The sequence below is a fragment of the Bradyrhizobium erythrophlei genome (assembly GCF_042430365.1).
In the GTDB taxonomy this organism is placed as follows: Bacteria; Pseudomonadota; Alphaproteobacteria; order Rhizobiales; family Xanthobacteraceae; genus Bradyrhizobium; species Bradyrhizobium erythrophlei.
Genome location: NZ_JBHMET010000229.1, coordinates 72,369 through 90,667 on the forward strand (window position 1 = coordinate 72,369; position 18,299 = coordinate 90,667).

General features: G+C 63.6%; 21 protein-coding genes and 3 tRNA genes. 19 read left to right on the forward strand and 5 right to left on the reverse strand.

Annotation, left to right across the window (positions count from 1 at the left end):
* The first annotated feature begins 2 nt into the window (after positions 1-2).
* From ACFFWD_RS32760 to ACFFWD_RS32795, 8 genes are all read left to right on the forward strand, one after another.
* Entirely contained in the window at positions 3-290 is a 288-nt protein-coding gene (locus tag ACFFWD_RS32760; protein ID WP_376972501.1) for an addiction module antidote protein, read from the forward strand.
* Positions 290-739 carry a GNAT family N-acetyltransferase gene (locus tag ACFFWD_RS32765; protein WP_376972503.1) on the forward strand — a complete coding sequence of 150 codons (450 nt, stop codon included), beginning with the start codon at positions 290-292 and terminating at the stop codon, positions 737-739. The genes ACFFWD_RS32760 and ACFFWD_RS32765 overlap by 1 nt, the downstream gene beginning before the upstream one ends.
* 98 nt (positions 740-837) lie before the next feature.
* On the forward strand, positions 838-1,161 hold the full coding sequence (locus tag ACFFWD_RS32770; protein WP_376972505.1) for an ArsR/SmtB family transcription factor: 324 nt from the start codon (positions 838-840) through the stop codon (positions 1,159-1,161).
* Positions 1,158-1,589 carry an SRPBCC family protein gene (locus ACFFWD_RS32775; protein WP_376972507.1) on the forward strand — a complete coding sequence of 144 codons (432 nt, stop codon included), beginning with the start codon at positions 1,158-1,160 and terminating at the stop codon, positions 1,587-1,589. Before ACFFWD_RS32770 ends, ACFFWD_RS32775 begins: the two co-directional genes overlap by 4 nt.
* Before the next feature lie 31 nt (positions 1,590-1,620).
* On the forward strand, positions 1,621-1,830 hold the full coding sequence (locus ACFFWD_RS32780; protein ID WP_376972509.1) for a hypothetical protein: 210 nt from the start codon (positions 1,621-1,623) through the stop codon (positions 1,828-1,830).
* 11 nt (positions 1,831-1,841) lie between these two features.
* Positions 1,842-2,324 carry a DUF1801 domain-containing protein gene (locus tag ACFFWD_RS32785; RefSeq protein WP_376972511.1) on the forward strand — a complete coding sequence of 161 codons (483 nt, stop codon included), beginning with the start codon at positions 1,842-1,844 and terminating at the stop codon, positions 2,322-2,324.
* 36 nt (positions 2,325-2,360) lie between these two features.
* Positions 2,361-2,813: a DUF1801 domain-containing protein gene (locus ACFFWD_RS32790; RefSeq protein WP_376972513.1), complete on the forward strand. Its 453-nt coding sequence runs from the start codon at positions 2,361-2,363 to the stop codon at positions 2,811-2,813.
* Between the two features lie 31 nt (positions 2,814-2,844).
* Complete coding sequence (locus ACFFWD_RS32795; RefSeq protein ID WP_376972515.1) at positions 2,845-3,108, forward strand: DUF1330 domain-containing protein; 264 nt, start codon at positions 2,845-2,847, stop codon at positions 3,106-3,108.
* Between the two features lie 64 nt (positions 3,109-3,172).
* On the opposite strand, the gene ACFFWD_RS32800 is transcribed toward ACFFWD_RS32795, so the two are convergent.
* Together ACFFWD_RS32800 and ACFFWD_RS32805 are read right to left on the reverse strand one after the other, a co-directional pair.
* Positions 3,173-4,258 (reverse strand): enolase C-terminal domain-like protein, encoded by a 1,086-nt coding sequence (locus tag ACFFWD_RS32800; protein WP_376972517.1) that lies wholly within the window; start codon positions 4,256-4,258, stop codon positions 3,173-3,175.
* 30 nt (positions 4,259-4,288) lie between these two features.
* Complete coding sequence (locus ACFFWD_RS32805) at positions 4,289-5,557, reverse strand: multicopper oxidase family protein (protein WP_376972519.1); 1,269 nt, start codon at positions 5,555-5,557, stop codon at positions 4,289-4,291.
* A gap of 193 nt (positions 5,558-5,750) precedes the next feature.
* Between ACFFWD_RS32805 and ACFFWD_RS32810 the strand changes: the two genes are divergently transcribed.
* The 8 genes from ACFFWD_RS32810 (at position 5,751) to ACFFWD_RS32845 (ending at position 13,690) form a co-directional block, all read left to right on the forward strand.
* Positions 5,751-5,835: transfer RNA gene (locus tag ACFFWD_RS32810), tRNA-Leu, on the forward strand.
* Between the two features lie 164 nt (positions 5,836-5,999).
* Entirely contained in the window at positions 6,000-7,361 is a 1,362-nt protein-coding gene (tig, locus tag ACFFWD_RS32815; protein WP_376972521.1) for a trigger factor, read from the forward strand.
* Between the two features lie 207 nt (positions 7,362-7,568).
* Positions 7,569-8,204 carry an ATP-dependent Clp protease proteolytic subunit gene (locus ACFFWD_RS32820; protein WP_376972523.1) on the forward strand — a complete coding sequence of 212 codons (636 nt, stop codon included), beginning with the start codon at positions 7,569-7,571 and terminating at the stop codon, positions 8,202-8,204.
* Between the two features lie 442 nt (positions 8,205-8,646).
* Positions 8,647-9,918, forward strand: coding sequence for an ATP-dependent Clp protease ATP-binding subunit ClpX (gene clpX, locus ACFFWD_RS32825; protein ID WP_376972525.1), 1,272 nt, complete (start codon positions 8,647-8,649; stop codon positions 9,916-9,918).
* Positions 9,919-10,221: 303 nt separating this feature from the next.
* A complete protein-coding gene (gene lon, locus ACFFWD_RS32830; protein ID WP_376972527.1) occupies positions 10,222-12,648 on the forward strand; it encodes an endopeptidase La in 2,427 nt (808 codons plus the stop codon).
* Between the two features lie 79 nt (positions 12,649-12,727).
* Positions 12,728-13,132, forward strand: a complete 405-nt coding sequence (locus ACFFWD_RS32835; protein WP_376972529.1) for a GFA family protein — start codon at positions 12,728-12,730, stop codon at positions 13,130-13,132.
* Positions 13,133-13,184: 52 nt separating this feature from the next.
* A tRNA-Val gene (locus ACFFWD_RS32840) sits at positions 13,185-13,261 on the forward strand.
* A gap of 93 nt (positions 13,262-13,354) precedes the next feature.
* Complete coding sequence (locus ACFFWD_RS32845; RefSeq protein WP_376972531.1) at positions 13,355-13,690, forward strand: hypothetical protein; 336 nt, start codon at positions 13,355-13,357, stop codon at positions 13,688-13,690.
* A gap of 132 nt (positions 13,691-13,822) precedes the next feature.
* Here ACFFWD_RS32845 and ACFFWD_RS32850 read toward each other — a convergent pair whose 3' ends face one another.
* On the reverse strand, positions 13,823-14,053 hold the full coding sequence (locus ACFFWD_RS32850; RefSeq protein ID WP_376972533.1) for a hypothetical protein: 231 nt from the start codon (positions 14,051-14,053) through the stop codon (positions 13,823-13,825).
* Positions 14,054-14,799: 746 nt separating this feature from the next.
* Between ACFFWD_RS32850 and ACFFWD_RS32855 the strand changes: the two genes are divergently transcribed.
* Positions 14,800-15,108 carry a hypothetical protein gene (locus tag ACFFWD_RS32855; RefSeq protein WP_376972534.1) on the forward strand — a complete coding sequence of 103 codons (309 nt, stop codon included), beginning with the start codon at positions 14,800-14,802 and terminating at the stop codon, positions 15,106-15,108.
* A gap of 16 nt (positions 15,109-15,124) precedes the next feature.
* Complete coding sequence (locus ACFFWD_RS32860; protein WP_376972536.1) at positions 15,125-15,982, forward strand: class I SAM-dependent methyltransferase; 858 nt, start codon at positions 15,125-15,127, stop codon at positions 15,980-15,982.
* Between the two features lie 190 nt (positions 15,983-16,172).
* On the opposite strand, the gene pepT is transcribed toward ACFFWD_RS32860, so the two are convergent.
* Positions 16,173-17,429 carry a peptidase T gene (pepT, locus tag ACFFWD_RS32865; RefSeq protein ID WP_376972538.1) on the reverse strand — a complete coding sequence of 419 codons (1,257 nt, stop codon included), beginning with the start codon at positions 17,427-17,429 and terminating at the stop codon, positions 16,173-16,175.
* Between the two features lie 114 nt (positions 17,430-17,543).
* Positions 17,544-17,843 (reverse strand): HU family DNA-binding protein, encoded by a 300-nt coding sequence (locus tag ACFFWD_RS32870; RefSeq protein WP_212398826.1) that lies wholly within the window; start codon positions 17,841-17,843, stop codon positions 17,544-17,546.
* A gap of 327 nt (positions 17,844-18,170) precedes the next feature.
* On the opposite strand from ACFFWD_RS32870, the gene ACFFWD_RS32875 reads away from it, so the two are divergent.
* Positions 18,171-18,247: transfer RNA gene (locus ACFFWD_RS32875), tRNA-Asp, on the forward strand.
* Positions 18,248-18,299: the final 52 nt, after the last annotated feature.

The following is an 18,299-nucleotide window of genomic DNA, read 5'->3' on the forward strand; positions in this document are numbered from 1 at the left end:
AGATGGGCGAGAAGCTGACCACCTATGATCCCGCTGAGGACCTGCTGTCCGACGAAGCGATTGCAGTATTTATGGAGGAAGCGTTCAAGACAGAGGATGCGGGTTACATCGCTCATGCGCTTGGCGTGGTTGCCCGTGCAAAGGGGATGACGCGGATTGCGAAAGAGACGGGCCTCTCACGTGAACAGCTCTACCGCTCATTCAGTGCGGACGGCAATCCGACCCTGAAGACTACAATTGCCGTGATGAAAGCGCTGGGCATCGAGCTTACGGCGAAGCCTCATATATAATGACCACGCGGCGGCTCCAGCTTTCCGAGATGGACGCCGCTGCGCGCGTGCATCGCGCGGCTTTCGATCATGCGCTGCCGTGGCTCGCCGGGTTGCATTCGCCGGACGAGGACCGCTGGTTCTACCGCGAGCGAATGTTTGCGACCTCGACGCTGTGGGGCGCGTTCGACGGGGAGGCGATGACCGGCGTCATCGCCTTTCACGACGGCTGGATCGAGCAGCTCTACGTCGTGCCCGGTGCGCAGCGCCGCGGGATCGGCAGTGCGCTGCTTGCGATCGCAAGGAAGGACGCCGCGCGCCTTGAGCTGTGGACCTTCCAGCGCAACACGCAAGCGCGCCGCTTCTACGAGGCACGCGGCTTCGTGCTGGTCGAACAGACCGATGGCAGCCGCAACGAGGAAAGGGAGCCGGACGCCCGCTATCTCTGGACGCGCGCCCGCGGCGTTTAGGTCGCCTTCGCCGTTCTTCTTGGCCCCAACGTTCCGGCTTGACACATTCATAGCTCTGCAGTTATGGATCGACCCATAACCAATGGGTTATGGATCTGATGCCGACCGCGCACGATGTGCTGTTCCGAACGCTCGCCGACCCGACCCGGCGGGCGATTTTCGAGCGGCTGTGTCGCGACGGCGAGCAGACGGTCGCTGCCCTGACCTCGCGGGCCGGGGTCTCGCAACCGGCGGTCTCGAAGCATCTCGGGGTGCTGAAGCAGGCCGGACTGGTGCGCGACCGCCACGAGGGGCGGCAGACCCATTACAGCGCGCAGCTCGGCGCCCTTGCCCCGCTGATCGACTGGACCAGCCAGATGGCCGGCTTCTGGGAAAGCCGGTTCGACGACCTCGAAGATCTCCTCAAAAGGATGGACCAATGAACGCAACTGCCGCCGAAACGCTCTCCGTCGTCGTCGAACGGGAGTTTTCTCATCCACCGGAAAAGCTCTGGCGCGCGTTGACGCAACCACATCTGATCGAGGAGTGGCTCATGAAGAACGACTTCAAGCCGAACGTAGGTCACCACTTCAATCTGCGCGGCGACTGGGGCGGCGTGCTGGACTGCGAGGTGCTCGCCATCGAGCCGCACAAGGCGCTGTCCTACACCTGGAATTTCAAGCACGACGACGCGGCATTCAACCTGACCAGCGTGGTGACGTTCACGCTGACGCCAACGAGTACGGGGACGCATCTGCGGATGGAGCAGGCCGGCTTCCGGCCGGATCAGAAGCAGGCGTTCGGCGGGGCCAGGGTCGGGTGGCAGCAGTTCCTTGCCAACCTGGATCAGGTCCTGGCGCGGGCTGATTGACGTCTGCCGGAACAATTCAAGGGAGGTCCCATTGAACTGGAATACATGGATTCGACAAACTCACCGGTGGCTGTCGATTGCATTCACGTTGACGGTCATCGCCAACTTCGTCGCCATGGGGCTGGGAGAGCCTCCCGCCTGGGTGGTCTATTCGCCGCTGCTCCCGCTCTTCCTGCTGCTGTTCAGCGGTTTGTATATGTTCGTACTGCCGTATGCCGCGAGGTCGCGCGCTGGCGGATAGGACGGAACACAATGGGGAGCAAGACGCGCAGGACGTCGATCAAGGTTGCCGAGAAAGGCTTAAAGAAGGCCACCGCCAAGCGGGGGGCGGCCAAGCCGCGCCTGCTTGCCGGCGGCAACCCGCAAATCGCGAAAGCCGATGGCGACGCTCCTGTCCAGGCCTACATCGCGGCGATGCCGGGCTGGAAAAGCACCGTCGGGCGCCGCCTCGACACGCTCATCGTGCGCGCCGTTCCCGGCGTGCACAAGGCGGTCAAATGGAATTCGCCGCTTTACGGAGTTGAGGGGCAAGGCTGGTTCCTCGGCATCCACACCTTCACGAACTACGTCAAGGTGGCGTTCTTCCGCGGCATGTCGCTGCGTCCTGTGCCCCCCGGCGCGTCCAGAAGCAAGGACACGCGTTACCTCGACATCCGTGAGCATGATGAACTCGACGAAGCGCAATTCGCGGCCTGGGTGAAGCAAGCGAGCCAACTACCGGGCGAGCGAATGTGATCGGCGAGCGCAAATGAAGGGCGAGCCACTGCAACCATGAAGAAAGCGACCACCACCATGAAGAAGACGACGAGCGGCGCGAAGGCTGCGAATGAAGAAGCCTCTGCGTCCCGGCTGATCGATGCGAGGATCGTGGAACTCGGTGATTGGCGCGGCGAGATGCTCGCCCGCGTCCGGCACCTCATCAAGCAGGCCGAGCCCGAGGTGATCGAGGAATGGAAGTGGCGCGGCGTTCCGGTGTGGTCGCATGGCGGGATCATCTGCACCGGCGAGACCTACAAGGCGGCCGTGAAACTGACCTTCGCCAAGGGCGCATCGCTTGACGATCCCACCGGTCTCTTCAACTCCAGCCTCGAGGGCAACACACGGCGTGCGATCGATATCCACGAGGGCGACAAGATCGATGAAAAGGCGTTGAAGGCGCTCATCCGTGCCGCCGTGGCCCTGAACATGACGGCGAAGGCGCCGAAGAAGGCCAAGAGAGCTTGAGGCCGGCGCTTCGCAGTGATGAGGACCGAGAATGACCGTCTATGTGATCGCGCTGGTGAAGTTCACGCGGGAGGAATACTACCGCCGCTATCAATCCCGCTTTGCCGAGGTCTTCAAAGCCTTCAGGGGCCGCTTGCTGGCTGCCGACGAGAGGCCGAAGGTTCTCGACGGTGAGTGGACGCGCGACAAGGTCGTGATCGTGGAATTTCCGGATGAGGCGGAAGCGACGCGCTTTCTCGACTCACCGTCCTATCAGGAGAGATCTCCAAGGACCGCATCGCCGGTGCGACGGTAATGTCGCTGCTCGTGAAGGGGCTACCGTCACCGCTGTGAGTAATGGCTGCGCAGCCCGGGCAGCGTCACGAAACCAGGTATTTCGCGATTGCCGGCTCGTTCCATTCGATGCCGAGGCCGGGACCGCGGGCGGTGACCGTGCCGTCGACGATCTCGGCGGGCCTCGCCAGGATCGCGCCAGCGAAATCGAGGAATTCGAGCCAGTGCGCGGTCGGCGTCACCGCGAGCAGATGCGCGCTGACCTCCGCGAACAGATGGCTCGACACCGGGATCGAGGCGGCGTCGGCCTGGCCTGCGACCTGCAGCCAGCCGGTGACGCCACCGACCTTCATCACGTCGGGCATGATGAAGTCGGACGCGCCGGCGGCGATCGCTTCGGCGAAGCCGCGCGGGAACCACCAGTTCTCGCCGGCCTGGATCGGCGTCGGCGAGGTCTCGCGGACTTTTGCGAGGCCCGTGAGGTTCTCCTGCGGCACCGGCTCCTCGATCCAGGTGAGGTCGTAGGGCGCAAGCCGCGCGATGCGGCGCGTCGCCTCAGTCGGATCGAGCGATTGGTTGAAATCGATCATCAGCGCGATGTCGGAGCCGAGCAGGGCGCGTACTCCCTTCACGACACGCTCGTCGTTGGCGGCATCGCCGTCGCCGCCCTTGATCTTGATGCCCTTGAAGCCCTGGTCGAGCGAACGACGCAGCGCGCGTTCGTCTGCGACCGGATCAACGACGCCATAGCTGTCATAGGCCTTGATCGGTTTGACCGCGCCGCCGAGCAGTTCGGCCAGCGGCCGACCGGCGAGCTGTCCGACAACGTCCCAATACGCCATGTCGAGGCCCGACACGGCCATGCCGACCAGGCCCTGCCAGCCGAGCAGGCGAAACTTGGCGTCCATCGCCTGCATCAGGTCGAACGGCACGATCGGCTTGCCGACGAGCTCGCGGCCGATCTCCTCGATCAGATAAACCAGAGGTTCAAGGGTGAGCTTGCTGTAGGCGAAGATATAAGTGCGACCGGTAACATCCTGATCGGTCTCGACATCGATCAGGACGAGCGGCCCGGAATCGATTGTCGCGAAGGCGGTCTTCACAGGACGCTTGAGCGGCACCATCACAGCTCGCGCTCTGACGCCACGGATCGCTGCAACGGTCTGGCTCATCGGCGTTTCCCCGGTTGTCGGCCCTTGTTGTTATTGGACACCGTACCACCGCACGAGGCGCGGCGCCGCCCAATCGGTCGCGACCTGTTCAATCAGGTAGCGACCCGGGTATTCGGCGAGGAAGGCGATGCGCTGGGTTTGGCCGGGCTCGATCGCAAGCGTGTCGAGCCAGAACGGTTTCCAGCCGTCGTCGAGCCGGTCGAGCACGCGGAAGGGATGACCGTGCAGGTGGAAGACGGTCGCGGCCGCTGCGCGATTCGTCAGGACGAGCACCACCGGGCGGCCGGCCTTGGCCTGGAAGGCCGGCGCGATCGACGGCTTGAAGTCGACCGGCCGCACCCAGTCGGTCGGCGTGCCGAGCGGCAGGTCGACGCGGATGGCGGCCCGGAGATCGAGCTGGGCCGGCAGGTCATTGGCCGGCAGCGGCGGCGCGGGCGCAAACGGCGCAGGCCGGATCGGCGGGTCCGCCGCGACCGTCAACTTGCCGATGTTGCGGGCCTGCGTGCCGTCGTGGAGGAGGATCGAAAGGCTGGTTCCGGCCGGACCGGTCGCATCGACAAAGACATCGCTCCGGTTGCCCGGCGCAAGCACCACGGCGCCATTCCGCGCCAGGAATGGCTCGGCGGGCTGGCCGTCGATCGCCATCACCCTGACGTCGATGTTTTCCAGTTTGACCGCCAGCACGCTGCGCGGGCTTGCGTTGATAAAGCGGAGTCTGAGGCGGGCGTTGGCGGGGGCCGAGATGTCGAATGAAGATTTGCCGTTAACTGTATGAATTGGCGTGGTATCTTTGGGATCGGCGCCGGCTGGGATCGCGGTCCCGTCGGCGCGCAGGCGCCACTCCTCGAGCAGCAGCACCTCGTCGCGATCGACCGACATTGGCGAGGTCCCCGTGACGATGACGGCGCGGGGGCGCACCGGTCGCTCGCCGCCATCGCCGAGCAGGCTGGCGTCGCAGAGCAGGGTCCCGGCGTGGCGGAGCGGGATCTGGAAGGTGTCCTTTGCGCCTGCGGCGAGCGGCATGCGGGAGGTGAGCGGTTCGGCCGCCGGGACACCGGCCAGCCCACGGAAGCCGAGCGCGGTCGGGACCGGCAGCTCGCTGGTAAAGGTGACGTCGAGGATGTCGCCGCGCTTGAAGCGGAGGTCTCCGCTGCCGAGTGACCAGACCGGTGTCTCAGCTGTGCCGGAACGGAGCGACACCCGTTCCGCCTGGCCTTGCAGCGCCAGCGCGGTGTGACCCTGGGCGGTCGCCGCGGCTGGTAGCGCGGGGCCGAGTGCCATCGCGCCCAGCCCGGCCATCAGCTTGCGTCGATTGAGGGGAAATCGGGGGCTTGCCATCGGCCCGATGCGGACCATTTTCCAACTCATCTGTCCAGCTGCGATGGGTCGCAGGGCGGCATGCCAAAGCAGCCATTTTTTTGCTGCGAACCGATGGGCGCATGTTATAAGCCCGGCCGCCCGCGGCATCGCGGCCGGATTGGATGCTTTTCACGCGGGCGTGGCGGAACTGGTAGACGCGCTGGATTTAGGTTCCAGTGACGAAAGTTGTGGGGGTTCGAGTCCCTCCGCCCGCACCAAGCGCTTACCGCGTTTGCATGACGATTTCTGGGGGACTTTAAGGCCGCAAGGCCCGCGGGTTCGCCGAACCACCGGCGTCAGGCCATCAAGGCTGCGCGTCGACTTGATTTGAACACCGCCACGGCCGAAAGGCCGCCGGCAAAAGCGGAAGAAGATTGAGCCCATGCAGGTCACCGAAACCCTCAACGAGGGACTGAAGCACGAATTCAAGGTCAGCGTTCCGGTATCCGATCTCGATGCCAAGGCCGACGCCAAGCTGGTCGACCTCAAGGACAAGGTCCGTCTCAACGGCTTCCGTCCCGGCAAGGTGCCGGTGTCGCATTTGAAGAAGGTCTACGGCCGTTCGGTGATGGCCGAGACCATCGACCAGACCATCCGCGACACCAACACGCAGATCTTCACCGACCGCGGCTTCCGTCTCGCGACCGAGCCGAAGATCACGATGCCGACCGAGCAGAAAGAGGTCGAGGAATTGCTCTCGGGCAAGACCGACCTGACCTACACGGTCGCGATCGAGGTCGTGCCGCAGATTCAGCTCGCCGACTTCAAGACCTTCGCGGTCGAGAAGCCGGTGGTCGACGTGTCCGACGCCGACGTCCACGACTCCCTCAAGCGCATTGCCGATGGCAGCCGTCCGTACAACGCCAAGGACGAGGGCGCGAAAGCCGAGAAGGGCGACCGCGTCACCATCAACTTCAAGGGCACCATCAACGGCGAAGCCTTCGACGGCGGCACCGGCGAGGGCATCCAGGTCGTGATCGGCGCCGGCCAGTTCATCCCGGGCTTCGAAGACCAGCTGATCGGCATCGGCGCGAACGAGACCCGGACGCTGAAGGTGGGCTTCCCGACCAACTATCTCAACGCGAATCTCGCAGGCAAGCCGGCTGAATTCGAGACCACCGCGACCCAGATCGAGGCGCCGGGCGAGGTCAAGATCGACGACGACTTCGCCAAGACGCTCGGCCTGGAATCGCTCGACAAGCTCAAGGAGCTCGCGCGCGAGCGCCTCGTGGCCGAGTTCGCCGGCGCCACCCGCCAGCGCGTCAAGCGTGCGCTGCTCGACCGCCTCGACGAGAACCACAAGTTCGAGGCGCCGCCGTCGCTGGTCGCCGAAGAGTTCAACCTGATGTGGAATTCGATCAAGGCCGAGATGGATTCGTCGGGCAAGACCTTCGCCGACGAGAACACCACCGAAGAGGCGGCCAAGGCCGAGTACCACACGATCGCCGACCGCCGCGTCCGCCTCGGCCTCGTGCTGTCGGAGATCGGCGAGAAGAACAAGATCACCGTGACCGACGACGAGGTCTCGCGCGCCGTGATCGATCGCGCCCGCCAGATGCCGGGCCGCGAGAAGGAAGTCTGGGACTACTACCGCAACAATGCTCAGGCGCTGGCCCAGCTGCGCGCCCCGATCTACGAGGACAAGGTGGTCGACTTCATCCTCGAGCTCGCCAACGTGACCGAGAAGAAGGTCACCAAGGAAGAGCTGTTCAAGGATGAAGACGGCGAGAAAACTGCCGCTTGATTGCGGCACCTCGCGTTAATGATGAACTGAGAAAGCCCGCCTGCGACGGTCGTCCGTCGCTAGGCGGGCGCTGTCGAATCAGCTTGAACTTCGACCTGCCCAAGTGGCTAGTCCCGGTCTTGTCGGCCGGAAATTGGCCTATATCTTGGTTAAGCCAAGGTCTTGAACCGAGACGTTCTGCACCACCCCTAACCCCTGGGTTTTCTCATGCGCGATCCCGTTGAAACCTACATGCAGCTCGTGCCGATGGTGGTCGAGCAGACCAATCGCGGCGAGCGCGCCTACGACATTTTCTCGCGCCTCCTGAAGGAGCGCATCATCTTCGTCACCGGTCCGGTCGAAGACGCCATGTCCACGCTGATCGTCGCGCAGCTCCTGTTCCTCGAGGCCGAGAATCCGAAGAAGGAAATCTCGATGTACATCAACTCGCCGGGCGGCGTGGTGACGTCGGGGCTTGCGATCTACGACACCATGCAGTTCATCCGTCCGCCGGTCTCGACGCTGTGCACCGGGCAGGCGGCCTCGATGGGTTCGCTGTTGCTGGCGGCCGGCGAGAAGGACATGCGCTTCACGCTGCCGAATTCGCGCATCATGGTCCACCAGCCGTCGGGCGGCTTCCAGGGCCAGGCCACCGACATCATGCTGCACGCGCAGGAGATCCTGAATCTCAAGAAGCGGCTGAACGAAATCTACGTGAAGCACACCGGCCAGACCTACAAGGCGATCGAGGATGCGCTGGAGCGCGACAAGTTCCTCACCGCCGACGACGCCAAGGCGTTCGGCCTCGTCGACAAGGTCATCGACAAGCGCCCCGAGGATCCGGCCGCGGCGAAAGCGGCGTAATCCTTAAGGGCAGGGTCCCGGCGGCGTCGGCGTGATCTCCACGCCGCTGCCCCACTTGTCAGGCAAGCAGGGCCGCGGGACGGCTGCCTGTGCCCGTGCGCAGGCAGAGAGTTCCGCTTTCGTGCTCATCGGCCGCGTGGCAAAGGCGCAACGATTCGAGGATTTCGGCGCGTATTCCACGTGCGATCGTGGGAAATCACGGTATTGTCACGGTGTTGAGCTTCCCGCCCGATTAGCGAATTCTTGATAGTCGGGTGCCAGCATGGTTGGCTGTGACGTATCGGCTATGATCGCGGGGGATTCGAATAAACCGTGATTCGCACGGTCTGTATTGCGTAGGGTCTTTTTTGGTACGGAATTTGCTCTATCTACCCATGAGCACTGGTCGAGTGCCGGGATGGGTCGATCGAGCAAGGGATCGAACGGCGGACGGAGATAATGAATGAGTAAGGTCGGCACGAGCGACTCCAAGAACACACTGTATTGCTCGTTCTGCGGCAAGAGCCAGCATGAAGTCCGCAAACTGATTGCAGGACCGACCGTCTTCATCTGCGACGAATGCGTTGAACTCTGCATGGACATCATCCGCGAGGAGAACAAGTCCTCGCTGGTGAAGTCGCGCGACGGCATTCCGACGCCGAAGGAAATCTGCAAGGTGCTGGACGACTACGTGATCGGCCAGAGCCATGCCAAGAAGGTGCTGTCTGTCGCTGTCCACAATCACTACAAGCGGCTCAACCACCAGACCAAGCACAACGACGTCGAGCTCGCGAAGTCGAACATCCTGCTGATCGGTCCGACCGGCTCGGGCAAGACGCTGCTCGCGCAGACGCTCGCCCGCATCCTGGACGTGCCCTTCACCATGGCCGACGCGACGACGCTGACCGAGGCCGGCTATGTCGGCGAGGACGTCGAGAACATCATTCTGAAGCTCTTGCAGTCCGCCGACTACAACGTCGAGCGCGCCCAGCGCGGCATCGTCTACATCGACGAAATCGACAAGATCAGCCGCAAGTCGGACAATCCCTCGATCACCCGCGACGTGTCGGGCGAGGGCGTCCAGCAGGCGCTGTTGAAGATCATGGAAGGCACGGTGGCGTCGGTTCCCCCGCAGGGCGGCCGCAAGCACCCGCAGCAGGAGTTCCTGCAGGTCGACACAACGAACATCCTGTTCATCTGCGGTGGTGCCTTCTCCGGCCTCGAGAAGATCATCTCGGCCCGCGGCCGGTCGACCTCGATCGGCTTCGCGGCGCAGGTGCTCGCGCCGGAGGATCGGCGTACCGGCGAGATATTCCGCCACGTCGAGCCCGAGGATCTCTTGAAGTACGGCCTGATCCCGGAATTCGTCGGCCGTCTGCCTGTGGTCGCGACCCTGGAAGACCTCGACGAGACCTCGCTGAAGAAGATCCTGACCGATCCGAAGAACGCGCTGGTGAAGCAATACCAGCGGCTGTTCGAGATGGAGAATATCGAGCTGACCTTCGCCGACGAGGCGCTTGGCGCGGTCGCCCGCAAGGCGATCGAGCGCAAGACCGGCGCGCGCGGCCTGCGCTCGATCCTGGAGAGCATCCTGCTTGAGACCATGTTCGATCTCCCGGGCCTCGAAGGCGTCGAGGAAGTCGTGATCTCGCGCGAAGTGGTCGAGGGAACGGCCCGTCCGCTCTACATCTACGCGGATCGTTCCGACCGCGCGGTGGAGAACGCGAGCGCCTGAGGCGCGCGCCTTCTGACCTGCCAAAAATGCACGGCTGCCGGACGTTCCGGCGGCCGTTGCGGCATAGCAGCAACGCACTGTTTAGCCTGAATTTACGGGCATTTCTCCGTACTTGACTCCCATGTGCACGATAGCCACCTAATGCTATCGGTGACGGGGCTCATACGTTGAGATTCGTCGCTTCACGATGCGGAATAAGCGGCTGCTGACGGCAATCTGAGATTCCGGATCACCAAGGCACCTTGTGGCGGTTGCGCAAGCAGGCGGGCTGCGAGCAAGGGGGCAAAACAAGAGGAATAGGCCATGACGACTACCAAACCCCGGCCAACTATCATTCACGGCGAAAGCCACTCCTATCCGGTGCTGCCGCTCCGCGACATCGTCGTCTTCCCGCACATGATCGTGCCTCTGTTCGTCGGCCGCGAGAAATCGATCCGCGCGCTCGAAGAGGTCATGAAGAACGACGCGCTGATCATGCTCGCGACGCAGAAGAACGCGTCCGATGACGATCCGGCGCCCGAAGCGATTTACGAGACCGGGACGCTGGCGAGCGTGTTGCAGCTCCTGAAGCTGCCCGACGGCACCGTGAAGGTGCTGGTCGAAGGCCTCGAGCGCGCGCGCGTCCAGAAGTATTCCGACCGCAGCGAGTATTACGAGGCGACCGCGGTCGCGCTCGCCGATACCGACGCCGACTCAGTCGAGGCCGAGGCGCTGGCGCGTTCGGTCGTGTCCGACTTCGAAAGCTATGTGAAGCTGAACAAGAAGATCTCCGCCGAAGTCGTCGGCGTGGTTCAGGCGATCACCGATTTCGCCAAGCTCGGCGATACCGTTGCCTCGCACCTCGCGGTGAAGATCGCGGATCGGCAGAGCATCCTGGAGACGTTGTCCGTCACGCAGCGCCTGGAGAAGGTGCTGGGCCTGATGGAGAGCGAGATCTCGGTGCTGCAGGTCGAGAAGCGCATCCGCTCGCGCGTCAAGCGCCAGATGGAGAAGACCCAGCGCGAGTATTACCTGAACGAGCAGATGAAGGCGATCCAGAAGGAGCTCGGCGACGACGAAGGTCGTGACGAGCTCGCCGATCTGGAAGAGAAAATCTCCAAGACCAAGCTTTCCAAGGAAGCGCGCGAGAAGGCGCAGCACGAGCTGAAGAAGCTGCGCCAGATGTCGCCGATGTCCGCGGAAGCGACCGTCGTGCGCAACTATCTGGATTGGCTGCTGTCGATCCCGTGGGGCAAGAAGTCCAAGGTCAAGAAGGACCTCGAGGCCGCGCAGGCGGTGCTGGACTCCGACCACTACGGGCTCGAGAAGGTCAAGGACCGCATCGTCGAGTATCTGGCGGTGCAGTCGCGCGCCAACAAGCTGACCGGACCGATCCTGTGCCTCGTCGGGCCTCCCGGCGTCGGCAAGACCTCGCTCGGCAAGTCGATCGCCAAGGCGACGGGGCGCGAATTCGTGCGCGTCTCGCTCGGCGGCGTGCGTGACGAGGCCGAGATCCGCGGTCACCGCCGCACCTATATCGGCTCGATGCCCGGCAAGATCATCCAGTCGATGCGGAAGGCGAAGACCTCGAATCCACTGTTCCTGCTGGACGAGATCGACAAGATGGGTGCCGATTTCCGCGGCGATCCGTCGTCGGCGCTGCTTGAGGTGCTGGACCCCGAGCAGAACTCGACTTTCAACGACCACTATCTGGAGGTCGATTACGACCTGTCGAACGTGATGTTCATCACGACCGCGAATACGCTGAATATTCCGGGCCCGCTGATGGACCGCATGGAGATCATCCGGATCGCCGGCTACACCGAGAACGAGAAGGTCGAGATCGCGCGCAAGCATCTGATCCCGAGCGCACTCTCCAAGCACGGCCTGGATTCCAAGGAATGGTCGATCGACGACGATGCGCTTCTGCTGATGATCCGCCGCTACACCCGCGAGGCGGGCGTGCGTAACCTGGAGCGTGAGCTCTCGACACTCGCCCGCAAGGCGGTGAAGGAGCTGATGATCTCCAAGAAGAAGTCGGTCAAGGTCACCGAGAAGAACATCGAAGAGTTCCTCGGCGTTCCGAAGTACCGCTTCGGCGAGATCGACGACGAGGACCAGGTCGGTATCGTCACAGGCTTGGCCTGGACCGACGTTGGCGGCGAGCTGCTGACCATCGAAGGCGTCATGATGCCCGGCAAGGGCAAGATGACGGTCACGGGCAATCTGCGCGACGTGATGAAGGAATCGATCTCGGCGGCGGCGTCCTACGTCCGCTCGCGCGCGATCGTCTACGGCATCGAACCGCCGCTTTTCGACCGCCGCGACATCCACGTGCACGTGCCGGAGGGCGCAACCCCGAAGGACGGTCCGTCGGCTGGCGTCGCCATGGCCACCGCGATCATCTCGACCATGACCGGCATCCCGGTCCGGCATGATGTCGCAATGACCGGCGAGATCACGCTGCGCGGTCGCGTGCTGCCGATCGGCGGTCTGAAGGAGAAGCTCTTGGCTGCCGCGCGCGGCGGAATCAAGACGGTGCTGATCCCCGAGGACAACGCCAAGGATCTCACGGAGATTTCCGATGCGATCAAGGGCGGCATGGACATCATCCCGGTCTCGCGGCTGGATGAGGTCGTCGCCAAGGCGCTGACCCGCGTGCCGACGCCGATCGTCTGGGAAGAGGAGACCAAGGTCGACGTCAAACCCGATGCTTCGGACGAAGCTTCCAGCGGCCTGACGGCACACTGAGCGGTTTCCGATCGAACATGATAAAACGGCGCCTTCGGGCGCCGTTTTTGTTTTGCATGACGGGATCGAGGAGCGCGCAATGCAGATCGACGGGCGATGTCATTGCGGGGCCGTGAGCTATCAGGCCGAGATCGATCCCGAGCGCGTGTCGATCTGTCACTGCACGGATTGCCAGATGCTGACCGGATCGCCGTACCGCGTGACCGTGATCTGCGCCGCCGAGCAGGTGCGGCTGACCGGGCAGGCGCCAAGGATCTACGGAAAGCGGGGCGACAATGGCCGGACCCGTTTCCAGCATTTCTGCGGCGAGTGCGGTTCCCCGCTGTTCACGAGCGGCGAGGGGGACGGCTTCGACGACTTTGGCATCCGCTGGGGCAGCATCCGCCAGCGCGGCCAATTGACGCCGCGACGCCAGATCTGGTGCCGCTCGGCCGCGCCCTGGATCAACGATCTCAAGGGTTTGCCGGGCCGTCCGATGGATTAGGCCTGCGACCTTGCACCAAAGGGGCATGCGAGGCTAAAGAGGCGCAGGTCAAGGGCGGCTAGCTCAGCTGGTTAGAGCATCTCGTTTACACCGAGAGGGTCGGGAGTTCGAATCTCTCGCCGCCCACCAGCCTTCGCCCTGCGGGCTACGGCTGGGCAAGCCAGCCATCGCGGCGCAACAGCCGCTTGCTCGCGATCGCGCAGCGCGAAGGCTGCCTCGCCGGTGAAACACGCCGCACTCAAGGTCGACGTAGCCGCGTCCGATTGCCTGCGCGACCAAGACAAACCGCGCCAGATGCTTGCTCGTATACGGACCTTCGCCGCCGCCACGATTGCGCTTGCGAGCCCGCCATGCAGTCCAGATCAGATGCGCGGCCTCCTTTCTCGTCAGCCATCGGTCACGCGCTTCAGGCACGTCGGGCAACACCGGGCGGAATTGCTGGATCGCGCCCCCAACCTTGTCCCTCAAGGTGTGGTTGATTGCCGCCGCAAGGTCTTCAACCTCTCGTCGGGCAGCAGAAAGAGAATCCCGTTGCTCGGCATACTCGCGCTGCAATGAACCGTTCAATTCGCCGACGACCTTGAGGCCCGAAGAAGTCGAGCAGAGTCTCGAGGCGTTTTTTGATTGCCTTCGGTCGCGAGAGCCTGCCCGGCTGTGTTGACGTAGACGAAGACTGTCATTGGTCTCTCTTCAGCTGTGCCCGCCCCAATGGGGGTCTTTGCGGTTCGGATTAAACTCGCGAACCTTGTGCTGGTTCAGCGCCCGATTTCGGCGGGCCTGTCGTTTCGCCTTCAGCCAACGAATCGTCCTCGAAAGTGATTGAATCCATTCACGGACAAAACGAGGAAGTAGCATCAACCAGATAGCGGCCGCGGCCGCCCACAACAGTATTTCGGCAAATGCAAACAATCGAGCGATCATCTCTCGCCCCAAAAAATGAACGTCTGAAATAAGCGTGCAGTGTTGCTGAGCGGTGGGGCAGTCTGCAATGGGCTATTTCACAATCTCGATCGATTGCCCGTCCGGCAACTCTATCGGGTCATCAAACTGCCGGTGCCAGCCCGTGCCCGCCATTTCCTCGCCCCTGCATCCAAGCCGAGGAGGGACACCACAGCACGAACACGCCGCCCGGGCGATCACCGGACGGCCCATTCCGCAACTGCTGGCGCGAGCCAGTTCCATCGCACTCTCGTCTGGGCGGGATCGTCGCTCGGGGCTGGAGCGGCGATCCCTGATCGCGCGATGCCTGGTCGGGCTTGATGTGGCATCGGCCAATCCGCACGACTATCGATATAGTAAAATTGAGAATGCCCGTGACAATTGCAATTCCGAACTAGCCCTAAAGGGCGCAAACGCGGTGAACAGGACGACGGATAACGCATTGATTTTTCGGGCTATGGAACCTTTGGCGCTCGTTTACACCGAGAGCGTCGGGAGTTCGAACCTCTCGCCGCCCACCAGCCTTCGCCCTGCGGGCTACGGCTGGGCAAGCCAGCCTTCGCGGCACCCGTGCCACACGTGCAGTGCGCAGGGCGAAGGCTGTCTCGCCGAAGCTCGAACGCGGACTGATCATGTCCTGTCCCCCCGTCATGTTTTCGTCACGGCGCACAGCCTTGGTACCGCCGCAGGTGCGATGCTATTCTCGCCGCAGAACCGGGAGCCTCTCAATGCGCAAAGTCGCCGTCGCCTTCATGTGTGCCGTGGTCGCTGGATCCACCCTGATCGCCCGTCCTGTCCTGGCGCAGGACCATGTCAAAGGGTATCGCGAAGAGGACAAGGAGAAGACGGAAACGCAGAAGGCCGAGGACAGGCGTGCCGAGCGCGCCTACCAGCGTTCGCTCAGCAACGTTCCGGACCAGAAGCCGGCTGATCCCTGGGGCATCGCCCGCGGCGACGACGCGAAGAAATCGGCTGCGCCGGCCAAGCCGGCGGTGAAGCAGTCGTCCAAGGCCAAGACCGGCGGCACCACGAATTAGCAAGGACGAACGCTCGATGGACGCCTCGCAGGGCCACGCGCAAAACGCCGACCAGATTGCCTATTGGAACGGACCGGGCGGCCAGCGCTGGGCCGATCGTCAGGCGGTGCAGGACATCCTGCTCAGGCCGATCCTGGACATCCTGCTCGACCGCGCACTGCCGAAGCCCGCCGAGCGCATCCTCGACGTCGGTTGCGGCAGCGGAGCGAGCACGATCGCTTTCGCGCAAAAGGTCGGGCCGTCAGGCCATGTGTTCGGCATCGACGTCTCCGGCCCGATGCTGGAGCGGGCGCGGCAGGCCACGCCGAAGGACGTGCCGGTCGACTATGCGCTGGCGGACGCGACTGTTTATCCGTTCGACCCGGCAAGCTTCGATCTGCTCGCCTCGCGCTTTGGCGTGATGTTCTTTGCCGAGCCCGCGCTGTCGTTTGCCAACATGCACAAGGCGCTGAAGCCGTCCGGACGGCTCGCCTTCGCCTGCTGGCAGGAGCCGCGTGAAAATCCCTTCTTCGTCGCGCCGCTGCAGGCGGTCTACAAGCACGTGCCGAAGCTGCCGCAGCTCGGCCCGGAGGACCCCGGTCCGTTTTCTTTCGCATCCGAAGCGCGCGTGAAGCGGATCCTGGGCGAAGCCGGCTTTTCCGGCATCGCGATGGAGCCGCACCGGCTCGAACTCGACCTCGCGATCGGGCGCGGCATGGACGCCGCGATCCAGGCCGCGCTCGAGATCGGCCCGGCCAGCCGCGCGCTGGAAGGACATCCCGACGACGTGCGCGCCGCCGCGGCCATCTCGATTCGTGAGGCGCTGGCGCAGTTCGCGAAAGGCGATTCCGTGCTGCTGCCGGCCGCGATCTGGATCGTGACGGCGCGGGCTTAGCGGATAGCGCGCCCAACCCATCGTCATTGCGAGGAGCGAAGCGACGACTTGTCCGCCGAAGCCTCGGCGAAGGCGGAAGCAATCCATCTATCCCCGAGTCGAGGTATGGATTGCTTCGCGGAGCCTGTCATCGGGCGCGCATTCGCGCGACCCGTTGGCTCGCAATGACAGGGAGAGAGTTGCGGCGACGCTACGCCCGCTCTTCCCAAATCATCGCGAGATGCACGATGGTCTGCACCGCCTTTTCCATATCCTGGCGGCTGACCCATTCGAGCCGCGAGTGGAAGGCGTGCTCGCCGGCGAAAATGTTGGGGCAGGGCAGGCCCATGAAGGAGAGGCGCGAGCCGTCGGTGCCGCCGCGGATCGAGGTCTTCACCGGCGTCAGCCCCGCGCGCTTGATCGCCTCGATCGCGTAAGCGACGGTTTCCGGGTGGCGGTCGATCACCTGCTTCATGTTGCGGTATTGCGGCTTGACGTCCATGCGCAAGGTCGAGCGCGGATAGCCCTTCATGACGTCGTTCACGATGCCTTCGAGCAGGGCTTCCTTCTGCTTCAACCCGTCGTCGGTGAAGTCGCGCACGATGAAGTCGATCCGCGCCTTCTCCAGCGTGCCCGAGATCGCGACCGGGTGCAGGAAGCCTTCCTTGCCTTCGGTGGTCTCCGGCGAACAGGTATCCTTCGGCAGGCGGTCGACGATTGCGGCGGCGATCTTGATCGCGTGCTCCATCTTGCCCTTGGCAAAGCCCGGATGGGTGGCGACGCCTTCGATGATGATGCTGGCACCGTCGGCGGAGAAGGTCTCGTCCTCGATATGGCCCGCGCTCTCGCCGTCCATCGTGTAGCCGAACTCGGCGCCGAGCTTCTTGATGTCGACTTTGTCGACGCCGCGGCCGATCTCCTCGTCCGGCGTGAACAGGATCCTGATCGCGCCGTGCTTCAGCTGCGGATTGCTGATCAGGAAATGCGCGGCATCCATGATCTCGGCGAGCCCCGCCTTGTTGTCGGCCCCGAGCAGCGTCGTGCCGTCGGTCGTGATGATGTCATGGCCGATCTGCCCGGCGAGAGCCTCGTGCTCGGCTGCGCGGATCACCTGCGCGGAATCGCCCGGCAGCACGATGTCGCCGCCGCGATAGTCTTTCACGATCTGCGGCTTGACGTCCTTGCCGGTGCAATCGGGCGAGGTGTCCATGTGCGAGCAGAAGCAGATCACCGGCACCTTCTTGTCGGTGTTGGCCGGGATCGTCGCGTAGACGTAGCCGTGCTCGTCGAGATGGGCGTCCGCAATGCCCATCTCCTGCAGCTCGGCGACCAGCAGGCGGCCGAGGTTCTTCTGCTTCTCGGTCGAGGGGCAGGTCGGAGAATCGGGATCGGACTGGGTGTCGATCACGACATAGCGCAGGAAGCGCTCGGTGACGGTGTGCTTGAAGTCGAGAGCCGGTGCCAGCATGAAAACCGCGCAGGATGGAGAACGGGATCAGGCAGGCTCTATAACAGAAAAGCGCCATTCCGGGGCCGCGCTGCGCGGGCCGGAATGGCGCTTCAATCGCGAGAGAGCGTCGGGCTAGACGGCTTCCTTGAGCTCCTTGGCGGCGCGGAAGGCGACCTTCTTGCTGGCCTTGATATGGATCTGTTCGCCGGTGGCGGGGTTACGGCCCATGCGGGCGGCGCGCTTGCGGACCTGGAGGATGCCAAGCCCGACGATGCGGATGCGCTCGCCCTTCTTCAGGTGCTTGGTGATCCGGGTGACCATGTCGGTCAGGATCGCCTCGGCCTGCTTCTTGGAGAGTTCCTGGTCCTCGGCGATGGCTGCCGCCAGGTGCTTCAGCGTGATCGTCGCCGGGGTCGCTGCTTTCTTCGCCATAGGGGCACTCCTCGTTGCAAAATGGCGGGGAAGGCGTTTTCGCGCGAAGGGCGTGCCGGTTCGCGTCGGGAAAACGCGTCCAGAAGAGTCCTGAACCCGCCGGTCTTGACAGGCTCGGCGCCGAGCGGGCGTCAGGAAACCAAGACGTATCAGGGCTTATTTGATTCGGGGCTTTGCTGACTACGCTGTTTCGCCTGAAAACAGGCCATAATTTGCATCGGGAGCGCAAAAACGCCCGTCCTGTGCGGATTTCTGCAACGTCCTTGACTAACCGGATGCAGGCCTTTATGCCCTCGGTCCTGCGCGGATCAGTCCTGATCGGCATCCGCGGGAGTAGCTCAGTTGGTTAGAGCGCCGCCCTGTCACGGCGGAGGCCGCGGGTTCGAGTCCCGTCTCTCGCGCCATTCATTTCAATGGCTTAGCTGGCCTTGTCGCGCCGCTTCCGGCGCCGACCGC